At 73.6% G+C, this 20,465-nt stretch carries 16 protein-coding genes and 1 tRNA gene; 3 read left to right on the forward strand and 14 right to left on the reverse strand.

The window, feature by feature from the left end; genetic code table 11:
• Nucleotides 1-202: 202 nt before the first annotated feature.
• The 6 genes from BIU97_RS02670 to BIU97_RS02695 form a co-directional block, all read right to left on the reverse strand.
• A complete protein-coding gene (locus tag BIU97_RS02670) occupies nt 203-838 on the reverse strand; it encodes an MBL fold metallo-hydrolase (protein ID WP_071297006.1) in 636 nt (211 codons plus the stop codon).
• 280 nt (nt 839-1,118) lie between these two features.
• On the reverse strand, nt 1,119-2,147 hold the full coding sequence (locus BIU97_RS02675; RefSeq protein WP_254782852.1) for a LacI family DNA-binding transcriptional regulator: 1,029 nt from the start codon (nt 2,145-2,147) through the stop codon (nt 1,119-1,121).
• Entirely contained in the window at nt 2,144-2,638 is a 495-nt protein-coding gene (locus BIU97_RS17910) for a hypothetical protein (protein ID WP_071297007.1), read from the reverse strand. Before BIU97_RS17910 ends, BIU97_RS02675 begins: the two co-directional genes overlap by 4 nt.
• A 5-nt stretch (nt 2,639-2,643) precedes the next feature.
• A complete protein-coding gene (locus BIU97_RS02685; RefSeq protein WP_071297008.1) occupies nt 2,644-3,558 on the reverse strand; it encodes a carbohydrate ABC transporter permease in 915 nt (304 codons plus the stop codon).
• The gene (locus BIU97_RS02690; RefSeq protein WP_083420794.1) at nt 3,555-4,580 is read right to left on the reverse strand and encodes a carbohydrate ABC transporter permease; all 1,026 of its coding nucleotides are present in this window, start codon (nt 4,578-4,580) and stop codon (nt 3,555-3,557) included. Before BIU97_RS02690 ends, BIU97_RS02685 begins: the two co-directional genes overlap by 4 nt.
• A 105-nt stretch (nt 4,581-4,685) precedes the next feature.
• The gene (locus tag BIU97_RS02695) at nt 4,686-5,969 is read right to left on the reverse strand and encodes an ABC transporter substrate-binding protein (RefSeq protein ID WP_071297009.1); all 1,284 of its coding nucleotides are present in this window, start codon (nt 5,967-5,969) and stop codon (nt 4,686-4,688) included.
• A 294-nt stretch (nt 5,970-6,263) separates the two neighbouring features.
• Here BIU97_RS02695 and BIU97_RS02700 point away from each other — a divergent pair, with 294 nt between their 5' ends.
• On the forward strand, nt 6,264-7,589 hold the full coding sequence (locus tag BIU97_RS02700) for a glycosyltransferase (RefSeq protein WP_071297010.1): 1,326 nt from the start codon (nt 6,264-6,266) through the stop codon (nt 7,587-7,589).
• A 340-nt stretch (nt 7,590-7,929) separates the two neighbouring features.
• On the opposite strand, the gene BIU97_RS02705 is transcribed toward BIU97_RS02700, so the two are convergent.
• A complete protein-coding gene (locus BIU97_RS02705) occupies nt 7,930-9,237 on the reverse strand; it encodes a glycosyltransferase family 2 protein (protein WP_071297011.1) in 1,308 nt (435 codons plus the stop codon).
• Between the two features lie 452 nt (nt 9,238-9,689).
• Here BIU97_RS02705 and BIU97_RS02710 point away from each other — a divergent pair, with 452 nt between their 5' ends.
• Together BIU97_RS02710 and BIU97_RS02715 are read left to right on the forward strand one after the other, a co-directional pair.
• A complete protein-coding gene (locus BIU97_RS02710; protein ID WP_083420795.1) occupies nt 9,690-10,595 on the forward strand; it encodes a beta-1,6-N-acetylglucosaminyltransferase in 906 nt (301 codons plus the stop codon).
• On the forward strand, nt 10,592-12,073 hold the full coding sequence (locus BIU97_RS02715) for a lipopolysaccharide biosynthesis protein (protein ID WP_083420796.1): 1,482 nt from the start codon (nt 10,592-10,594) through the stop codon (nt 12,071-12,073). Before BIU97_RS02710 ends, BIU97_RS02715 begins: the two co-directional genes overlap by 4 nt.
• A gap of 202 nt (nt 12,074-12,275) precedes the next feature.
• Here the strand turns inward: BIU97_RS02715 and BIU97_RS02720 are convergent, their stop codons facing one another.
• The 7 genes from BIU97_RS02720 to gltX form a co-directional block, all read right to left on the reverse strand.
• Nucleotides 12,276-13,217, reverse strand: coding sequence for a glycoside hydrolase family 16 protein (locus tag BIU97_RS02720; RefSeq protein ID WP_071297012.1), 942 nt, complete (start codon nt 13,215-13,217; stop codon nt 12,276-12,278).
• On the reverse strand, nt 13,214-15,451 hold the full coding sequence (locus BIU97_RS02725) for a hypothetical protein (protein ID WP_071297013.1): 2,238 nt from the start codon (nt 15,449-15,451) through the stop codon (nt 13,214-13,216). Before BIU97_RS02725 ends, BIU97_RS02720 begins: the two co-directional genes overlap by 4 nt.
• Nucleotides 15,448-16,410, reverse strand: coding sequence for a glycosyltransferase family 2 protein (locus BIU97_RS02730; RefSeq protein ID WP_071253896.1), 963 nt, complete (start codon nt 16,408-16,410; stop codon nt 15,448-15,450). Before BIU97_RS02730 ends, BIU97_RS02725 begins: the two co-directional genes overlap by 4 nt.
• The gene (locus tag BIU97_RS02735; protein WP_254782854.1) at nt 16,407-17,285 is read right to left on the reverse strand and encodes a glycosyltransferase family 2 protein; all 879 of its coding nucleotides are present in this window, start codon (nt 17,283-17,285) and stop codon (nt 16,407-16,409) included. The genes BIU97_RS02730 and BIU97_RS02735 overlap by 4 nt, the downstream gene beginning before the upstream one ends.
• 463 nt (nt 17,286-17,748) lie before the next feature.
• A tRNA-Gln gene (locus BIU97_RS02740) sits at nt 17,749-17,820 on the reverse strand.
• 44 nt (nt 17,821-17,864) lie between these two features.
• Nucleotides 17,865-18,866 carry an NAD(P)/FAD-dependent oxidoreductase gene (locus BIU97_RS02745; RefSeq protein WP_071253897.1) on the reverse strand — a complete coding sequence of 334 codons (1,002 nt, stop codon included), beginning with the start codon at nt 18,864-18,866 and terminating at the stop codon, nt 17,865-17,867.
• A gap of 10 nt (nt 18,867-18,876) precedes the next feature.
• A complete protein-coding gene (gltX, locus tag BIU97_RS02750) occupies nt 18,877-20,364 on the reverse strand; it encodes a glutamate--tRNA ligase (RefSeq protein WP_071297014.1) in 1,488 nt (495 codons plus the stop codon).
• Between the last annotated feature and the right edge of the window lie 101 nt (nt 20,365-20,465).

Raw genomic sequence — 20,465 nt, forward strand, 5'->3', positions numbered from 1 at the left:
GCCGCTATACGATGGGGCCGTTCCGACAACTCGACAAGTATGGCACAAGCCGCGCACGGAGCCAAAACGAGGCGTGTCGCCCGGGTGTGCCGTCGGACGGGAGGCCCGTGGCGGGGCCCGCCACGGGCCTCCCGTCCGACCGTGCGGGCGTCCGGAGCCGCGAGCCGCACCCGGGACCGGTCGCCCCGCGGACGTGGCGTGGTCAGACGGTCATGGACTCCCCCGGCCGGAGCACGACGAGTTCGCCCGCGGTGCCGAGCGCGTCGCGGAGGCGCCCGGTGTGCATCGCGTACCCGACGTCGGACAGGGTGGCCTCGTGGACCGGGTATGCACGCGACGGGGCGACCGCGGCGACGTAGTCCATCAGCTCACCCACCTTGAGCCACGGTGCCCCGACGGGCGCGGCGAGCACCTCGACGGGGACGTCGGGAACGGTGTACGAGTCGCCCGGGTGGAACAGCCGGCCGCCCACGAGCACGCCGGTGTTGTCGACGACGGGGACGCTCGCGTGGATGACGTTGTGCCGCGTCCCGTGGAAGTCGAGCGTGAACGGCCCGACGGTGCGGTGGTCGCCGTGGGTGACGACGTCGACCTCGATGCCCGCGTCGGCGAGGACGGCCCGGACCCCCTCGGGCCCGATGACGACGGCACCGGGGTTCGCCGCCGTGATCCGGAGCACCTGCTCGGGCGTGACGTGGTCGGGGTGCTCGTGCGTGACCACGACGGCGACGACCCCGGTGGCCTCCACCGGTCGGGTGAGCTCGCCGGGGTCGAGGACGAGGCGGGCGCCGCCCTCGGTGACGATCTGGCAGGCGTGTTCGAGCTTCGTGACCTCCATGCGGGCGACCCTACGCGGCGCCGACGGGGACCGCGTGCGTCGCACCGCCGCCCGGTGCCCGCCGCTCGCCGCTCGCCGCTCGCCGCTCGCCGCTCGGGGACGGTGACGCCGCACAACCAAAGTGAGCCCGCGCCGCGCGGTTCCCGGGTTCGAGCGCACTTCGGTTGTGCGACACGAATCCGCGCCACGTCCGCGCCGCCCGCACCGAGCCGCGTGCTCCGCGCCACGTCCGCGCCGCCCGCACCGAGCCGCGTGCGCCGCGCCCGCACCCCGTCCGCCGTCAACCGCCCGGCACCCGCCCCGTCGTCGCACGCACGACGAGCGCCGCGGGCGCCGCCGCGATCGACCGCGTGGCCGCCCCCTCGACCTCGGCGAGTACCGCGCGCGCGGCCGTCCTCCCCTGCGCCTCCGGGTCCTGCGCGACGGTCGTCAGTCCGACGGTCCGGCCGTACTCGTGGCCGTCGATCCCCATCACCGACAGGTCCTCCGGCACCGACAGCCCGGCACGGTGCGCCGCGAGGAGCACCCCGAGCGCCATCTCGTCCGAGGCGCAGAGCACCGCCGTCGGCCGCTCCGCCACGTCGAGCAGCGCCGTTCCCGCCGCGACGCCGCCCGGGAACGAGAAGCCGCCGTCGACCAGCCGGTGTCCCGGCACGGTCCTACCCGCGGCCCGCATCGCGTCGACGAAGCCGTCCCGGCGCAGGTGCGGTACGGCGACGTTCATCCCGGCCTCGTCCTGCCCGCCGACGTAGGCGACCGCGCGGTGCCCGAGCGCGCACAGGTGCCCGACCGCGGTCCGGGTGACGGCACGGTCGTCCACGCCGACGTTCCGCAGGCCCGGTGCGGGGCCGCCGATCACGATCATCGGGTGCCGTGCGAGTTCGAGTTCGGCGCGTTCGGTCGCGTCGAGCACCAGGGACATGAGGACGAGGCCGTCCACCCGGTGCCGCAGCATCGACCGCCGGAACGCCCGGTCGCGGTCGCCGCCCGGCCCGCCGAGGTTGTAGAGGACGAGGTCGTACCCGGCGCGCTTGAGCTCGGCGTCGACGCCGCCGAGCGCCTTGACGAAGAACCACCGGTCGATCACCGGCAGCACGACGCCCACCGCGCGCTGCCGCCCGGTCGCGAGGCCGGCCGCCGCGGAACTCGGGACGTAGCCGAGCTCGTCGGCGACGCGCCGCACCTGGTCGACGGTGGTGTCCGCCACGCTCGGCATCCCGCGGAGCGCGCGCGACACCGTCGACTTCGACAACCCCGTGGCGGTCGCGATCTGCTGGATGCCCGCCGCACCGCCCGGGAGGCCCGTCACCGCTCCGTCGCGCGCGTCGCGTCCGCCGGGTGCACGGCCCGAGCGCCGTGGTCCGGTCCCGCGGGTGCGTCCGTCGTGTCCGTCGGGCCGGGACCGCCACCCCCGGCCGGTCCGTCACGCCGCTCGCGCCGTGGCCGTCCGGCTCGTCGGGCACGTCCGGCCCGCTCGACCTCGTCCCAGCCGACGTGTCCGTGCACCCGGCCGTCCGGGCCGGGCTGGTCGTCGCGGCTGCTGCCGGAGCGCACGGGGACGAACGCGGCGGCGGTCCCGGAGCCGTCGTCGTCCTGCCGCCGGAGGACCCGGACCCGCCAGCGGTCGAGCGCGACCACGGCGAGCACGCACGCGAGCAGGGTGAGCGCCCAGCCGAGCGCCGGCCGCCCGGCGAGCTCGCAGGACACCGTGACGACGAGGAACAGGACGCCGAACGCGCCGACGAAGCCGATCGCCTCCTCGATCCGTGCGGTGGGCCGGGTGGGGCCGCGCTGTGCCATCGTCGTCAGCCCTTCACGCCGCCGGCGGTCAGGCCGGCCACGATCCGGCGTTGGAAGACGAGGACGAGGACGACGAGCGGGATCGTGACGATCGTGCCCGCAGCCATCACCGCCGTGTAGGGCTCCTGGTGCGGCTGCGACCCGGCGAACGAGGCGATCGCCACCGTGACCGGCTGCGTCGCGTCGCTCGACAGCTGCGACGAGATGAGGTACTCGTTCCAGCTCGAGATGAACGCCAGGATCGCCGTCGTGAACACGGCGGGCGCGGCGAGCGGCAGGATGATCCGCCGGAACGCCTGGACGCGGGTGCACCCGTCGATCCGCGCCGCCTCCTCGAGGTCCCAGGGCATCTCGCGGAAGAACGACGCCAGCGTGTAGACCGTCAGCGGCAGCACGAACGAGATGCTCGGCAGGATGAGCGCCTGGTAGCTCCCCATCCACCCGATGTCGGTGAAGAGCTGGAACAGCGGCGAGATGAGCGCGACGCCCGGGAACATCGAGGCGGCGAGGATCGCGCCGGCGATGAGCGACTTGCCGCGGAACTCGAGCCGGGCGAGCGCGTACGCCGCCGACGTGCCGACCAGCAGCGCGATGACGGTCACGGCGATCCCGATGAAGACGCTGTTGAGCAGCGCCCGACCGAGGTGGTTGCCGAGTGCCGTGGAGAACGCGGTCGCGTAGTTGTCGAGCGTGACGTGGGTGAACCACGGCGTCGGGTCGAACGTGTAGCCGACGTCGCGGAAGCTCGTCACCACCATCCAGTAGAACGGCAGCAGGCACCAGACGGCGATGACGGCGGCCTGCACGACGGTGCGGACGGTCGGCCCGTGGTGGCGGCGCACCCGGACGTCGGAACGGTCGGCGGCGCGGTCGCGGCGCGTCGCCGCCGGGGACCGTGGTCGGTCGGCTGCGAGGGTCACTTGAGTTCACCCTTCTGCTGGGCTGCCTGGGTCTGCACGACGTTCGCCCCGAGGAAGCGGACGAAGACGAAGGCGACGATGAAGACGATGAGGAACGTGATGGTGGACAGCGCCGAGGCGGCGTTGAACCCCTGCCGGATCTGGTCGACGACGAGCACGGAGAGCGAGACGGTCGCGTTGCCGGATCCGCCACCGCCGCCGGTCATGATGGCGATGAGGTCGTAGATGCGCAGCGCGTCGAGCACGCGGAACAGCACGGCGACCATCAGCGCCGGACGGACCAGGGGCAGCGTGATGAGCAGGAAGCGTTGCACGGTCGACGCCCCGTCCATCTTCCCGGCCTCGTAGACGTCCTCGGGGATGAGCTGCAGGCCGGCCAGGATGAGCAGCGCCATGAACGGGGTCGTCTTCCACGTGTCCGCGATGACGATGGCGAAGCGGGACGCCCACTCGTCGGAGAACCAGAGGACCTGGTGACCGATGACGTGGTTGAGGACGCCGTTGGCGTCGAAGATGAAGTACCAGAGCTTCGCCGTCACCGCGGTCGGGATCGCCCACGGCACGAGGATCGCGGCGCGGACGAACGCACGGCCGCGGAAGTCGCGGTTCATGATGATCGCCATCCAGAGCCCGATGACGGTCTCGAGCACCACGGTCACGGCCGTGAAGAAGAAGGTGTTGCCGAAGGCCACCCAGAACTGCGAGCCGAGGCTGCCGGGCGGGCAGCTGACCTCGCCGCACCGCTGGCCGAGCCAGTGCACGTAGTTGGCCAGGCCGGCGAAGCCGCCCTGCACGAACATGCCCGTCGCCTTGTCCAGGCCCTGGTCGAGCTGGAACGACTGGACGATCGCGCTGACCACCGGGTAGCCGATGACGACCGCGAGGAGCACGATCGTCGGGCCGATGAGGTACACGGCCCACCGGCCGTGGTCCGCGTTGAGTCCGCCGGGGCGCCGTCGGCGCTCCGGCTCCGTCCCCGTGGGGTTCGGGACGGCTGCGGGGATCTCGGTTGCTGCTGACACGTGTCGGCCTCCTTGCCGGGTGTCGGGACGCAGGACGGGACGGACGGGAGGCGCGGGGCGGGGTCGACCCGCGCCTCCCGTCCGGTGCGACGTGCGCCGCGTCCGCTAGTTGCCGCTGTCGGTGGCGGACTGCAGGGCGGCCTGCATGTCCTGCACCGCCGCGTCGACGGTCTTCGAGCCCTTGAGGGCGGCGTAGGTGTTGTCCTGGATCGCCTTCGTCACCGCCGGGTAGAAGGGCGTGACCGGCCGCGGTTCGGCGGACTCGATCGACTTGAGCAGCGTCGGCAGGTACGGCAGCTTCGCGGTCAGCTCGGGGTCGGTGTAGAGGTCGCCGACGACCGGGGCCAGCGAGCCCTGGGTCGCGAAGAACTTCTGCGTCTCGTCCGAGGTGAGGAACTCGAGGAAGTCGTGCGCCGTCGCCTTGTGCTTCGAGTAGACGCTGATCGCCGCGTTGTGACCGCCGAGCGTCGAGGCACCCGTGCCGTCCTTGCCGGGGATCGGTGCGACGCCGAAGGTGTCCTGCACCTTCGACGAGCCGTCGGTCTTGGCGAGGTTGTACACGTAGGGCCAGTTGCGCAGGAACAGCAACTTGCCGGACTCGAACGCGGTGCGGCCCTGCTCCTCCTGGTAGGTGATCGCCTCGGCCGGGATGTTCCCGTCCTGGAACGCGTCGACCAGGTTCTGCAGGCCGGCCTTCGCGTCGCCGTTGTCGACGTCCGGGCTGCCGCTGGACGACAGGATCGATCCGCCGGAGCCGTTGATGGCCTCGGAGGCGTTCACGGTCAGACCCTCGTACTTCGCGAACTGGCCGGCGTAGCAGCCGATGCCCTCGTCCTTCGCGATCGAGCAGTCGTCCATCATCTCGGCCCAGGTCGTCGGGGGCGTCTTGACGAGGTCCTTGCGGTAGTAGAGCAGCGCGCCGTCCGAGGTCTGCGGTGCGGCGTAGAGGGTGTCGTTGTACGTCGCCGTCTTCACCGTGGCGGGCAGGAGCTTCGACGTGTCGATCGCCATCGACCCCTTCAGCGGGGTGAGCCAGTTCTTCGCCGCGAACTCGGCCGTCCAGACGACGTCCACGTCGACGACGTCGTAGCCGGAGTCCTTCGCCTGGAAGTGCTGCACGAGGTCGTCGTGCTGCTGGTCGGCCTGGTCGGACTGCTCCTTGAACGTGACCTTCTCGTCGGGGTGGGCCTTGTTCCACTTCGCGATCAGCGGTCGGACGACGTTCGAGTTGTCCTTGCCCTGCACGTAGGTGATGGGTCCGCGGCTGTCCTGCCCGTTCGCCGCATCGCCCGCTCCCGAGCTCCCGCTCGAGCAGCCGGTGAGCACGAGGCCGATGACCGCGACCCCCGCAACGGATGCGGACCGCACCCTGGCGCGTGTTGTCTTCACAGCGTTGTCTCCTCATCGAGATCACCAGGACGACGTCGGACGGAACCGTCCGACGCTGTCCTGGAGCAGGCGACGCTGCCTGCTGGGCGGTGACGCTACGCCCGGCGGCGTGCTCCTGCAACCGGTTGCACTGACACCGTGACCTGAGCGTGACCTCGGAACCCGGCGTGGATGTCCCGTGAGCGCTCACCACCGCTCGGCCGGATCCGCACCGGTGCGGGAGTCCGCACGAACACCGCCACTGCGCTCCCGCGCCGTTGTCCGGCTCCGGCGTGCCCCCGTAGCGTCCGCGGCATGACCCAGCTCTCCTCCGTCTCCGTGCCCGGGCCCCGACGGGTCGTCAGCGTCGACCTCGACGCTCCCCTGCCCCGGCTCGTCGCCGACGAGACCGGCACCTCGGCACTGGTCGTCGGCTACCGCGACGGACACCCCGTCGCGACGCGCGAGGTGCTGCTGACGGCGGACCCCGACGACGCCGCACGCGCGCTCGAGCCGATCGCGGGCGTCCGCGCCGACCGCGCCGGTGACGACACCCCGGTGCCGGACGAGCTGCTGCCGATGATCTCGATCGTCGTCTCGACCGTCGTCGCCCGGGTCGAGGACCTCGGCCGGTTGCTCGACGTGCTCGAGCACCTCGACTACCCGCGGCACGAGGTGGTCCTCGTCGACAACCGGGTGGTGCTGCCCGAGTCCGACCCGCTGCCCGCCCTGCTCGAGGGCCGGACGGTCCGGCTCGTCACGGAACGCCGCCCGGGGTGCTCGGCGGGTCGGAACGCCGGGGTCGCCGCAGCACTCGGCGAGGTCATCGCCTTCACGGACGACGACGTGCGGGTGGACCCGCAGTGGCTCCGGATGATCGGGACCCGCTTCGTGCGGGAGCCCGCGCTCTCGGCCGTGACCGGCATGATCCTGCCCGTCGAACTCGCCACCCCGGCACAGATCTGGTACGAGGCGTACTACGGCGGCTTCAGCGGCGAGCGCACCTTCGACCCGGTGACGATCGTCCCCGACGACGTGCCCGGTGTCATGCGCCACGCCCGTGTCTCCGCGGTCGCCCCGGACGGCTCGATCCGGAAGCACTTCGCCGTGTACGGCATCGGCGGCTACGGCGCCGGCGCGAACTGGGCGTGCCGACGGTCCGCGTTCGACGCGGCGGGCGGCTTCGACACCACGCTCGGCGCCGGGGTACCAGCCCGCGGCGGCGAGGACCTCGCGATCTTCATCGACATCCTCTGGAACGGCGGCCGGATCGGCTTCGAACCCCGCGCCGTCGTGCACCACCGGCACCGCCAGGACCTGGCCGGCCTGCACCACCAGCTGCACTCGAACGGCGTCGGCTTCACCGCCCTGATGTGCGCGCTCGTCGTGAAGGACCGCCGGCACCTGCTGGCCCTGGCCCGTCTGATGCCCGTCGCCGCGGACGTCAAGACCCGCCAGCTCGTCTCCCGGCTGGCCGGACGACGCGACGCAGCACCGGAGACGGTGACCGAGGCCTCGACGACGCGCATCCCCCGGTCCCTCGCGTTCCACGAGTTCCGCGGCTTCCCGGCCGGCCCGGCGGCGTACCTGCGCAGCCGACGGTTCTGGCGCTCGGTCGAGGAGGGCCGCTTCCGCCCGTAGGGGCACCGGGCGGTGCCGTGCCGGTGGGGTGTGCCGGTACGGTGCGGTCCGTCCGCTGTGCCGGTGCGGTACGACGCGCCGGTGCCGGTGCCGGTGCCGTGCACGTGCGGGCGGCGCTGCCGTGCGACGAGATCGACGTCGCACGACACCGACGATGTCGCAGCCGCCGATGCCCCTCGCACGGCGCGACAAAGTCGACGTCGCACGACCTCGACGATGCCGCAGCCCCGCCAGCCCCCGCCAGCCGCGCCGAGCGCGACAACACCGCCGTCGCACGACACCGACATCGTCGCGCCAGCCCGCGCACCATCCCTGCGCGCCGCGTCCCCGCGCGCGGAGGTCAGCCCCGCCGAACCCGTCCGACCAGGTACCGCCACGGACCGCCGAGCGCCGCGAGGAGCTCCACGCGCTGCAGCCCGGCGGTGGCCTGCCGGAACTCGTCGTCGACGGGCCAGCCGCCCACGGTGTCCACCGCGACGGGTTCGCCGGCACCGGCCGTCCCCTGCCCGAGCGCCCCGAGCTGCCGCAGCGCGCCGACGGCCCGACGGAGCACCGCCACCGCCGTCCGCGGTCGCAGCACGAGCTTCGTCACCCACGCCCCGAGACCGGTGCCGTAGCCGAGCGCCTGGGACCGCAGGGCGGCGCGGTCGGAGCGGTGTCGGTGCCAGACCACCGCCGCGGGCTCCACGGCGAGCGCCCCGCCGGAGAACAGCACCCGCGTGAACAAGTCCGGGTCCTCGCCGGCGCGGGCGGGGGTCCCCGGGCCGAGGGCGACGTCGAAGCCGCCCAGGGCGAGCGCGGCCGAGCGCCGCAGCGACATGTTCGCCCCGGTGCCGAACGCGCCGACCGAGAACGGGAAGAGCGGCAGGTCGGCCGGCGGCGCCGAGGTCCGGAAGACCCGGCGGTCGGTGTTCCGCGCCCAGGTCACCCGCTCGTCGAAGTACCGCTGGGTGGGCGTGCGCAGCTCCCCGCTCGGCACGAGCCCGGTGACGCAGACGACGTCCGCGTCGCGGGCGTACGCCTCGGCGAGCGCCGCGAGCCAGAGGCGGTCGACGACCACGTCGTCGTCGACGAAGGCGACCACGGCTCCCGAGGCGACGGCGAGACCGGCGTTCCGTGCGCGTGAGACGCCGGGTCGGGCCTCCAGGACGTAGCGCAACCGGGGGTCGTCGAACGACGCGACCACGTCGCGGGTGGCGGTGGTCGAGGGCGCGTTGTCGACGACGACGACCTCGAGGTCGTCGTACGCCGAGTCGAGCACCGACCGGACGACGTGCCGCACGTCGTCCGGTCGGTCGCGGGTACCGATGACGACCGAGATGCGGCCGACGGGCGTGCCGGTCGGTGCGGCCGGGAGGCCCGTGGCGCGCAGTGCGCGGACGGCCGGTCCCAGCTCGGCCGGGTCCACCGCCCCCGCTGCGTCGACGGCGACGTCGACGAAACCGGCGACCTCACGGCCGTCCCGGACGAGGAGCCGTGCGCGGCGGAAGCCCTCGGCGTCCTGGAGGGCGACGGCGGTCGCGGTGGCCGCCTCCTGCCGGTCGACGGCGCCGACCCAGGCGGCTCCGGCCCACGTCGGGACCCCGGCTGACGGCATCGCGGGGGTGACGGTGAGCACGCCGCTGACGGTCGCCTGGGGTTCGGTCATGCTCCGATGCTCGGGTGGGGGCTCCGGCCGGTCAACGACGGCCGGAGGCGCGTGCGGCGACGGACGCGCGACTTGCGGTTTGCCGCCAGGCGCCCGGGCGAGCGATCGCGGCGGCCCCCGGCGGACGGACGGAGCGGGCCGGGTCGGCGGTCCGGGCGGCTCCCGGGCGCTGCCCCTAGGATCGACGGGAGACCCGGCGGCAGCACGTCGGGCACGAGGAGGACGCATGTCGCTGGGCCCCACGACCGAGCTCGGCGTCCCGACCTGCGTCTGCGGCCACGTGCAGGACGCCCACGAGCACTACCGTCCGGGCAGCGACTGCGCACTGTGCGACTGCCCGAGGTTCCGCCGACAGCGCTGATCCTCGGGCCCGCTGCGGGAAACCGCCGCTTCACCGCAGTGGCCCCACGGCCGCCTTGTCGCCCCGATCGCGTGCGCCTAGCGTCGCGTCCATGGCCATCTCCCCCGCGGCTCCGGCCTGCGTCGTCCTCGCGCACGAGGACCCCGTGCACGTCCGGCGGCTCGTCGAGGCGCTCGACCCGTTCCCCGTGTTCCTGCACTGCGACTCCCGGACGCCGGACGACGTCCACCGGGCGATGACCGAGGGGCTGCCCGACCGGGTGCGGCTGCTGCCGCGGATCCGGACCGGCTGGGCCCGGTGGGAGAACGTCGAGGCCGAGGTCGCCGGCTACCGTGCGGCACTCGCCGAGACGGACGCGACGCACGTCGCCGTGCTGACCGGCAGCGACTACCCGTTGGCGTCCCCGGCGGAGACGACGGCGCTGCTCGAGGCACACCGGGACCGCTCGTTCGTGTTCGCGCACCCGCTGCCGCACCCGGAGTGGGGTCGCGACGGCGGCGTCGGCCGGATCCGCTACCGGCACTGGGCCTGGCGGAAGCACATGCTGCGGCTGCCGGTACCGCGGCGAGCGCCGCGTGACGTGGTGCTGACGGGTGGCTCGCAGCTCAAGGTCCTCGCGCGCCGGCACGCGGCCGCGGTCGTCGACACGGTGGACCGCCGGCCGGACCTGACGCACTTCTGGCGGCGCACCTGGGTGGCCGACGAGACGTTCGTGCTCTCCGTGCTCGGCTCCCCCGCGCTGGTGCCCGGCTTCGCCGACGAGCACGTGCCGCACTCGCTGTGGTGGATCGGGTGGGACGGCACGGCGCAGAAGAGCCCGCCGTGGCTGACCATCGAGGACGCCGGGCGGCTCCTCGCCGGCCGGACCGACACCGCGGACGCGCTGCCGCAGGTCTTCGCGCGGAAGTTCTCGACGGACCGCAGCGCCGACCTGCTCGACGTCGTCGACGGCGCGTTCGGGCTGCGTCCGGGCACGGCCGCAGCGGTCACCTCGTGACACTGCCCCCGCAGACCCGGCGGCAGGCACGGGCCGCCCGCGACGGCGACGGTGCATCAGCCGTCCGCAAGGGCGCCTCGGTCCTGTTCGGCCGCGGGTTGCTCTACGTCGTCGTCTGGTCGATGCAGCTCGTCGTCTCGTCGCTCATCTCGCCCGTGCTCGCGCACCTCATGCCGCCGTCCGAGTTCGGCGTCCTGGCCTCGGCGATCGCGCTGTACCAGGCGCTCGTCGTGCTGGCGGTCGCCGGCCTCGACCAGGCGGCGGTCCTGCAGCGCGCCGAGGACGGCGACGACCGGCGGGCCCGCGGCCTGCTCGCGGTCGGGGTCGTCACCGCCGCCGTCGTGACCACGGCTGCGCTCGCGACGATCCCCGCGTGGGGCGACGCCGCCGGGTTCGTCGGCGCGCACCCGCTGCTCCTCGTCGCCGTGCTCTGGACGGGACCGTCGGCCATCGTCCAGCTGTCCCTCGCAGTGCTCGTCGCCCAGGACCGCATCCGCGTCTTCGCCGTGACGAGCCTGCTGTCGTCGATCGGCGGGTCCGTCATCGGACTCGGCCTGCTCGCCGCCGTGCACGCGGACGCCACCACGTACGCGTGGGGCGGTGTCGTCGCGCAGGGCGCGGCGATGGTCGTGGGGATCGCGGCGACGCGACCGCGGATCGCCGGGTTGCTCGACCGCAGGACGACCGCCCGCGCGTTCCGTCTCGGCATCCCCGTGGCGCTCGGCAACCTGTCGTACTTCGTGCTGAACGCCGGCGACCGGATCGTCGTGCAGCGACTGCTCGGTCCGGACGAGGTCGCGCGCTACCAGATCGCGTACGTCGTCGGGTCGGCGGTCATCCTGCTGCTCACGTTCACGAACCAGGCGTGGGCGCCGCACTTCGCCGCGGTCCGCGACGCCGTGGCCCGGCGCGAGCTCGCCGTGCACGCCCGCGACGAGCTGTACCGGTTGCTCGCGCCCGTGCTCCTCGCGGTGACCCTGGTGTCGCCGATCGCCCTGCCCGTCCTGGCACCGGCGTCCTACCGGGTGCAGGGGCTCACCGTCGTCGTCTTCATCGTCGCGGCCACGGCCCTGCCGGTCGTCGCGAGCGGCGCCACCGGCCGGCTGCTGCTCGTGGAGCGACGCGGTGTGGCGGTCGGCGTCATCGCGGCGGTGGCGGGAGCGGTGAACATCGGCGCGAACCTCGTGCTCGTCCCGCTGTTCGGCATCGCCGGCGCCGGGGCCGCGACCGTCCTGGCGTACGTCGTGCTCGCGGTGCTGCAGCTCGCGGTCCTGCCCGACCGGCGTGCCTGGACGGGCCCGGGGCCCGCGGTCGTGCTCCCGGTCGCCGGGGCACTCCTCGTGGCGGCCGCGTCGCTGTTCGTGCCGCAGGACGCGCTCTGGAACTGGGTGCGGGCCGCCGGGGTGCTCGCCTGCCTGCCGTGGTTCGTCGTCCGGCTGCGGTCGGCTCGGGGACGGGGCGCGACGACCTCGTCCTGACGGCAGCACGAGGGCGCGCGTCCGGTGGGGGCGGCTCGCCGGCCGCACCGCGCCGAGCACCGCCCCGGCGCCGAGCGCCCGTCGCACGGCGCACACCGCGCGGGCGCCCAGCGCCCGTCACGCACCGTGCCGGCGCGCAGCACCCGTCACGCCGGCGCTCAGCACCCGTCGCGCCGGCGCTCGGCGCCCGTCGTGCCGGTGCTCAGCGCCCGTCGTGGTCCGGCGTGGTCGCCTGCGGGTCGGCACCGGCCGCGGGCACGTCGATCGTCACCCAGTCGACGAGCAGGGACCCGGCGGCGCTCCGAGGCGGGACACCGGCGATCGAGCCGGCCTGCACGACCAGGTGCATCCGCGCCGTCGGGATGAACTCCGTCGTCGTGCCGACGAGGGCGCCGTCGACCAGGAACGACATCCGCGAGCGCGTCCACTCGATCGTGTAGGTGTGCCAGTCGGCCAGCGACGCGGCGGTCTCGTTCTGCACGCACTTCTGCTCCGGGTCGCCGACGCAGTGCACGTTGAGCCCGGCCGTGCCACCGAGCGCGCCCTCGGGGAAGTCGACCTCGCCGTCCGCCCAGACGTTCTCGTCGCTCCAGAGCAGCACCGCGACGCCGTAGCCGTCGACCCGGTCGCTCTTCATGCGGATGCTGTACCGACCGGCGGTCTGTCCGCCCCACCGGCCGTCGACCAGGGGGACGACGCCGCCGGCGAGCGGTGTGCCGCCCGCGGTGGTGCGCAGGTGCACGTCGAGCACGCCGTCGTGCGCGGTCAGGGCGGAGGCCTGGTAGCGGCCCGTCCCGGCGGTGTCCGCGAACCCGTGGTACACCGAGAACCGGTCGCCGTAGGTGCGCTCGAAGGCGCCCGTCGCGGTCGGTTGCGCGAAGTCCTCGGCGAAGACGCGCTGCCACCCGCCGCCGCCGTCGGCCGTCGGCATCACCGCTCCGCTCGGGTCGACCGCGTCGACGTCCCGGCCTGTCGTGGCACCGGCGACGACGGCCGCGGCGACCACGACCGCCGCGGCGACGAGCGCGGCACGGCGGCCGCTGCTCGCTGCACGGCGGTGTCGGGAGCGGCCGGTGGCGTGCGCCGCCGGCGCGCCGTTGGCGGCTGCGGCACGGGGATCGAGCGACGGTCCGACGCGGGTCACCCCGCGGCCCCGGCGGCGCGGCGCAGCCCCGCCGGCGTGAGCTCGTAGAGCGTCGTGGTGCCGGACGACCAGACCCGCTGCCACTGCGGCGAGGACGCCATCGCCCGGGCGAGCCGCTGGTAGTCGGCGTCGCTCTGGTAGCCGTACCGCTCGTCGTAGGCACCGAACGGTTCGGCGACGAGTGCGTAGTACTTCGTCGCGGCCCAGTTCTGCACGAGCTCCCGGGTCAGGACGGACACGTCGGCGGTCGCGTCGTAGCCCTGCGGGGACGGGTACGGTCCGAGGGCCTCGCGGGACAGGTAACCGACGTCGAAGTACCGTGCGCCGGTGTTGCTCGGCACCGCGTTCGCCGAGCCGGTCAGCAGCATCACCGACCCTGCGGGTGCGGTGCGGTCGTAGAGCCGCGTCGCCTCGGACTGGCTGCGGGTCATCACCCGGTTCCAGTCGAGCGCGGTCTGCCCGAACGCCCCGACCGCGACGAGCGCGGCGACCCCCGCAGCGGCGACCGCGTACCGCACCGCGGTGGGACGGCCCACCCGTCGCAGCAGCGCGCCGACGGGCGCGAACCGACCGGCCGGCAGCGGGAGCGCGGCGGCCAGGACGGCGATCCAGGGCGTCGCGAACAGGACGACGCGGAACACGCCCTCCTGGCCGTAGTTCGTGGCGACGAGCAGCGACACCGGGCTCGCGGCCGCGGCGAGCAGGGCCCAGTGCACGCGGTCCCGGCGGAGCAGCACCGTGACGACCGCGGCCGTGCCGAGCAGCACGAGCGCGGCCGCCGGCACGTCGAACGCCAACCGGGTGACGAGCGGTCGCGGCAGCACGGTCAGGTCGTGGGCGGGCGGCTGGACGTTGTCGAGCACACGGCCGACGGCGGCCAGGGACAGGAACTTGCCGAGCACGTCGCCGTTCAACGCGGCGAACACCACTGCCGGCACGAGCACGACGACTGGCAACCACCAGGGCCGGAGCAGTCGGAAGACCACCAGGACGACGAGCGCGGCGACCGTCAGGTAGGGCGAGATCTGGTGCGTCACGGCGAGCACGACGCCGATCACCGCGATGGCGGCGATGCGGGTCGGTCCGACGGTCCGGGTGCGCGCACCGGATGGGGTCGTGGCGTCCCGGACGGGCCCGGTCGCGAGCACCAGGATGACGACGGACAGCAGGATGCCGGTCGACTGCGGCGAGAAGTACGTCGTGTTGAGCGATCCCGTCATCGCGGTGAGCAGCGCGGCGACCCAGGGGCGTCGTGTCCCGGGCAGCCAGTGTGCCGCGAGCACCCCGACCGCGATCGTCGTGCTGAACGCGAGCAGCACCGGCACCCACGCGGCGATCGTCATCGTGTCGACGATGCCGCCGACGTCGGCCACCCAGGCACCGCCGGCGAACAGGCCGGACCACGTCTGGAAGATGTCGGCGGCGGGATCGGTGCCGCCGTGCTGCCGGATGTACTCGAGGACGCCGATGTGCCGTGCGGCGGCGGTCACGGTCGGCACGCCGTACGTGATCGCCTGTGCGAGCTGGACGACACCGCCGAGCACCACGACGGGGACCGCGAGTCCGCGTCCGCGGACGAGTGCCAGGACCGTCGCGGCGACCACCAGGACGAGACCGACGACGAGCCCGGGCCCGAGCGAACCGAACAGCCCGGCGGGCACGGGGTCGCCGACGTGGGTCACCGCAGCGACGACCACGATGCCCAGCCCGACGAGCGAGAGCGTCGTGACGATCGTGGTCGGTCCGGTGCGCCACCCGCGCGGCGCACCGGACGGGCGTACGGTCCGCAGCGCCCGCAACGCCCGCAGGTCCCGCGGCACGACGACGTTGAGCGCCACCACGGTGCCGACGACCAGGGCGACGAACGGTCCGGACGGCTCCCAGCTGTGGGCCGTCGCCATGACGTACCCGATGCCGATCGTCCCGACCAGGGAGCCGGCCACGGCGAGGACGGCGAACCGCGCGAGCGGCATCGGCCGGACGAGCAGGAGCGGCGCGACGCCGAGCAGTGCGAACAGGAAGACCCCGACGGCGCTCCCCCGCAGGGTCGGCAGGTCGGCGACCGTGCCGACGAGCGCGACGAGGAGCGTGGCCACCACCGTCGCAGCGGCCGTGAGCCGCGCGGCGGGCCCCATCACCCGGTCGCGGCCGTCGCGCACCGGGGTGCCGTCGTCGGACGCGGGCGGGCCGGACGGGTCCGGCGAGGTGACCGGCGCGAGCGTCGCCCCGGTCACCTCGCGCTCACCGGCTGCTCGACCGGGCGGGCCGCCGGCGTGGTGACGACCACGCCGCCGAGCACCCGGCCCACGGCGTAGCCGAGGACGGTCGAGGCAACGGACAGCACGATCGCGCCGGCCCGGAGACCGCCGCCGCGGCCGGTCCGGCCGAGTTCGCGCAGGACGGCGCCGGGGATGACCCGCGTCAGGTACGTCGACTCGCTCGCGAGCGAGTCCCCCGTGCCGACGCGCCGGCTGAGCACCGCCTTCGAGATGCCCTCGTAGTAGCTCCGACGGCGCAGGTAGCGCATGGTCACGCGGTCCGGTGAGACCCGGTGCGCGACGTTCGACCGCGGCTCGTAGCGGATCCGTGCGCCGGGCCGGACCTGGGCGATCCGGATGCACAGCTCGGTCTCCTCGCAGCCGAGGGGCTGGTCGCCGACACGGCCGATGCCGGAGCGGAAGCCGCCGGCCAGCAGGATCGCCTCGCGGCGGAACGCCATGCTCGACCCGATCACGTTGCGGACGTCGCCCGGCGCCTCCGGCAGCCCGCGGTACGAGCACCCGACGATCCAGAGCAGCTCGTCGGCGTAGGGGCCGGCCCCGGTGGCGGTCGGCCAGGACGGTGTCGCACGGCCGCCGACGCCGACGACCTCGGGGTCCTCGAGCGCGGCGAGCAGGTGGCGCAACCAGTCGGGGTCCGCCGTGGCGTCGTCGTCGAGGAACGCGACCACGTCCGCCTCGGTCAGGGCGACGCCGGTGTTCCGCGCGCCGGAGAGACCGCGGTCCTCGGTGTTCGGCACGACCCGCAGGTCGGGCCACCGCGCCGACGCCCGGGCCAGGAGCTCGGGCTCGTGGTCGATCACCACGACCACCTCGGGCTGCTCGGGTTGGCGGACGGCGGATTCGACGCTGTCCTGCAGGTCGCCCCACCGCTGCTGCGTGTACGCGCAGATGACGACCGCGACGGTCGTCACGCGACGTCCTCCTCGAGGCCGACGACCACGGCGGCCGCAGCGGCCGCGACGGGAGCGCCGTGCGCCGCCGCCGGCTGGCCGGCGACGATCGGGGGGACGGCGTGGACGGCGACGCGACGTGCCTCGGCACGGCCGGCGACGGCGCGACGGCGCTCGTGCATGATCGACTTCAGCACGCGGATGCCGTCCGTGACGGCGTTGAGGTTGCTGTGACCGTGCACACGGAGCTTCTCGTGGCTCGGCACCTCGGTGATCGCCAACGCGGCGGACGACCAGCGGCAGGTCAGGACGGTCTCGATCTCGAAGCCGTCGCCCCAGAGCATCGTCCCGTCGGCCGGGCGCGGCAGCTCGGAGGAGAGCAGCCCGATCTCCGGCAGGACGTCCGCCCAGAAGGCGTTGTAGCCGTAGCAGAGGTCGCTGTACCGGGTGCCGAGGATGACGTTGCACAGGGCGTTCAGCCCGCGGTTGCCGAGGTTCCGCAGGATCGTGATGTCGTCGCTCCCCCCGCCGAGGGCGTACCGGGTGCCCTTCGCGACGTCGGCGCCGTCGACGAGCGCCTGCACGAAGCGCGGGATCTCCTCGGGGTCGGCGGAGCAGTCGGCGTCGAACATGACGACCACGTCGCCGGTCACGGCTTCGAACCCGCAGGCGAGCGCGTTGCCCTTGCCCTTGCGGGTCTGGTGCACGACACGGATGCCGGGCAGCACGCGCTGCGCCGTCGCGACGGTGTCGTCGACCGAGTTGCCGTCGACGAGGATCACCTCGTGCACGGGCGGGAGCATCGGCAGGATGATCTCGAGGTTGCGGGCCTCGTTGCGGGCCGGGATGACGACGGAGACCCTCGGGTCTGCGGGGCGGACGGTTCGAACGGGCATGAGCACGGTCCTGTCGGGTCAGGGTTGCGGTCGGGTGTCTCGAAGTGGGACCGGCGTCCGCTGACGACGCCGCGACGGCATGGGAACGCCGCCGTTGGGTGGGCGCGGCACCGTCGCCACCGGGAACGCGGCCGAGTGGGTACTCTCGCCCGCGGTCCAACCATCGCCGCGGGCGGGGCGCCGGTCAATGCGGGTCCGGGTCGCTTGCGGACCCGCCGGTGCGGATACGGAAACCCGCAACCGTCGTGCAGGCGGCGCGGTGGGCGCGGCGGCGCACGGTCCGGAGACGGAACCGGCTGCCGGACGGGAGGCTCGGCGCGGCCCCGCACCGCGCCTCCTGTCCGTCCCGTGCTCCGGCGACACGGCGACGCGGCGCCTGCACGACGCGACGCGTCGGTCTCGCGGATCGCCTGCGGAGACGAGAACAGCCCCCGGGATGATCCCGGGGGCTGTTCGTCGAGTGCTGGGGTACCTGGACTCGAACCAAGAACGACGGTACCAGAAACCGCTGTGTTGCCAATTACACCATACCCCAAGAGGCCCTGCGGCCTCGTGTCCCGTTGTCCGGGGCACGATCAACTACTGTACAGCATCCCGGAGGTCCGTGAGACCACCCACCAGGTCCCGGTGCACGGCGGCAGCCGTCGCGGCACCGTGGCCGGCAGCCACGATGAGCTGCTCCGGCCCCGGAGGCGTCACGTCCCCCACGGCGTAGAGCCCCGGGACCGAGGTCCGGCCGACCCGGTCGACGACGAGCAGCCCGTCCGCGTCCCGACGGAGCAGCGGGCGCCCTCCGGGCGTGTCGTCGCGGTCGTCCGGACCGTCCGCGACCTGCAGCCAGTCGAGGTCGGCGTGCCAGGTCGGGCGCACGAAGCCACCGGAACGGGGCTCCACGTGCCCGTCGGCGAGCCGGACGCCGGTCATGCCGGTCCGGTCGCCTTCCAGGTCCTCGACACGTCGCTCGTCGAGCACGACGCCCGCGGCGGCGAGCCGGGCACGGCCGGCGTCGTCCACCCGGGCGACGCCGTTCGTGTAGACGACCAGGTCGTCCGTCCAGGCCGCGACGAGCAGGGCGCGGTCGACGACGTCGTCGGTCTCGCAGATGAACGCGAGGGGCTCACCGGCCTTGTCGTATGCGTCGCACTCGACACAGCTGTGCACGGACGTGCCGTAGAACGCCCGCAACGTCGGGAGCGCCGGGAACTCCTCGCGGAGCCCCGTGGCCACGACGACGGCGCGCGCCCGGGCGTCGAGCTGGGTCCCCCGCCACGCACCGTGCAGGCGCCACCCCGCGGCGTCCGGCGTGACGAGGTCGACGACGGACTGCACGACCGTGGCCTCGGGGTAGCCCTCCACCTCGGTACGGCCGAGTTTGCGGAGCTCCAGCGGCGAGATCCCGTCGCGGGTGAGGAACCCGTGCGACCGCAGCGTGGCCGCGTTCCGGGGCCGGTTGGCGTCGACGAGCAGCACCGTCCGCTTCGCACGGACCAGGTTGAGCGCAGCGCTCAGCCCGGCCGGGCCGGCGCCGATCACCGCGACGTCGTGGACGACCGGTCCGTCCTGCGGTTCGGTGGTGCTCATCGTGGGCGGGTCAGCGGGCCGCGAAGGCGCGGAGCCGCGTCAGGGTCGAGTCCTTGCCGAGGATCTCCATCGACTCGAACAGCGGCGGGCTGATGCGTCGGCCGGACACCGCGACGCGCAGCGGCCCGAAGGCCACCCGCGGCTTCAGTCCGAGCCCGTCGATGAGCGCCGCACGGAGCGCGGCCTCGATCGCCTCGGTCGTCCAGTCCTCGACCTGCTCGAGGGCGGCGGTGCTGGCCGTGACGACCTCGGTGGTGTCGCCCTTCAGCGAGGCGAGCGCGTCGTCCTCGACCACCAGGTCGGCGTCGTCGGTGAACAGGAAGCCGAGCATCGCGGGCGCCTCGCCGAGCAGCTGCATGCGCTCCTGCACGAGGGGCGCGGCCTTCGTGAGGACCGCGAGCTGCTCCGGCGTCGCCGGGTCCGAGACGAACTCGTTCAGGTACGGCAGCAGGCGCGACCGGAAGTCGTCGGCGTCGAGCAGACGGATGTGGTCCCCGTTGATGGCCTCGGCCTTCTTGTGGTCGAAACGGGCCGGGTTCGGGTTGACCTGCGTCACGTCGAACGCGGCGACCATCTCGTCGATCGAGAAGACGTCGCGGTCCGGGCCGATCGACCAGCCGAGCAGCGCGAGGTAGTTGACGAGCCCCTCCGGGATCATGCCGGCAGCACGGTGGTGGAACAGGTTCGACTCGGGGTCGCGCTTCGACAGCTTCTTGTTGCCCTCCCCCATCACGTACGGCAGGTGGCCGAACACCGGGATGGCCGGAGCGATCCCGATCTCGTACAGCGCCTCGTAGAGCGCGATCTGGCGCGGCGTCGACGACAGCAGGTCCTCGCCCCGGAGCACGTGCGTGATGCCCATCAGGGCGTCGTCCACCGGGTTCGTGAACGTGTAGAGCGGCTTGCCGTTCGGCCGCACGACCACGAAGTCCGGGAACGTCCCCTGCTTGAAGGTGATCTCCCCGCGCACCAGGTCGTCGAAGCTCAGGTCGCGGTCCGGCACACGCAGTCGCAGCGCCGGCTCGCGCCCCTCGTCGCGGAAGGCCTGGCGCTCGGCGTCGGTGAGGTCGCGCTCGTGGTTGTCGTAACCCTGCTTCGGGTCGCGGCCGGCTGCACGGTTGCGGGCTTCCATCTCGTCCGGGGTCACGTAGGACTCGTAGACGTGCCCGGAGGCCTTGAGCTGCTCGATCACGTCGTCGTAGATCGCTGTGCGCTCGGACTGCCGGTACGGGCCGTGCTCGCCGTCGGCGTCCACGCCCTCGTCCCAGTCGAGCCGCAGCCAGCGCAAGGCGTCGAGGATCTGCGCGTACGACTCCTCGCTGTCGCGGGCGGCGTCGGTGTCCTCGATGCGGAAGACGAGCTTGCCGCCCGTGTGGCGCGCGTACGCCCAGTTGAAGAGCGCCGTGCGGATGAGCCCGACGTGCGGGGTCCCCGTCGGGCTCGGGCAGAAGCGGACGCGGATGTCGGAGCCGGAGGCAGTGGTGAATGGCGCAGTCATGACCCGCCGATCCTACCGTGGCCTCCAGGCCCCGGGAACGCAGAAAACCCCTGACCACGAATGGTCAGGGGTTCCCTGGTCTTACTGAGTTAAGTCCGGCG

This window comes from Curtobacterium sp. MCBA15_009, assembly GCF_001864895.1.
In the GTDB taxonomy this organism is placed as follows: Bacteria; Actinomycetota; Actinomycetes; order Actinomycetales; family Microbacteriaceae; genus Curtobacterium.

What these genes read in the sequence shown, in the direction of transcription:
- BIU97_RS02670 (WP_071297006.1), bottom strand. Translation starts at nt 838, where the DNA reads ATGGAGGTCACGAAGCTCGAACACGCCTGCCAGATCGTCACCGAGGGC.
- BIU97_RS17910 (WP_071297007.1), bottom strand. Translation starts at nt 2,638, where the DNA reads ATGGCACAGCGCGGCCCCACCCGGCCCACCGCACGGATCGAGGAGGCG.
- BIU97_RS02700 (WP_071297010.1), top strand. Translation starts at nt 6,264, where the DNA reads ATGACCCAGCTCTCCTCCGTCTCCGTGCCCGGGCCCCGACGGGTCGTC.
- BIU97_RS02705 (WP_071297011.1), bottom strand. Translation starts at nt 9,237, where the DNA reads ATGACCGAACCCCAGGCGACCGTCAGCGGCGTGCTCACCGTCACCCCC.
- BIU97_RS02710 (WP_083420795.1), top strand. Translation starts at nt 9,690, where the DNA reads ATGGCCATCTCCCCCGCGGCTCCGGCCTGCGTCGTCCTCGCGCACGAG.
- BIU97_RS02735 (WP_254782854.1), bottom strand. Translation starts at nt 17,285, where the DNA reads ATGCCCGTTCGAACCGTCCGCCCCGCAGACCCGAGGGTCTCCGTCGTC.
- BIU97_RS02745 (WP_071253897.1), bottom strand. Translation starts at nt 18,866, where the DNA reads ATGAGCACCACCGAACCGCAGGACGGACCGGTCGTCCACGACGTCGCG.
- gltX (WP_071297014.1), bottom strand. Translation starts at nt 20,364, where the DNA reads ATGACTGCGCCATTCACCACTGCCTCCGGCTCCGACATCCGCGTCCGC.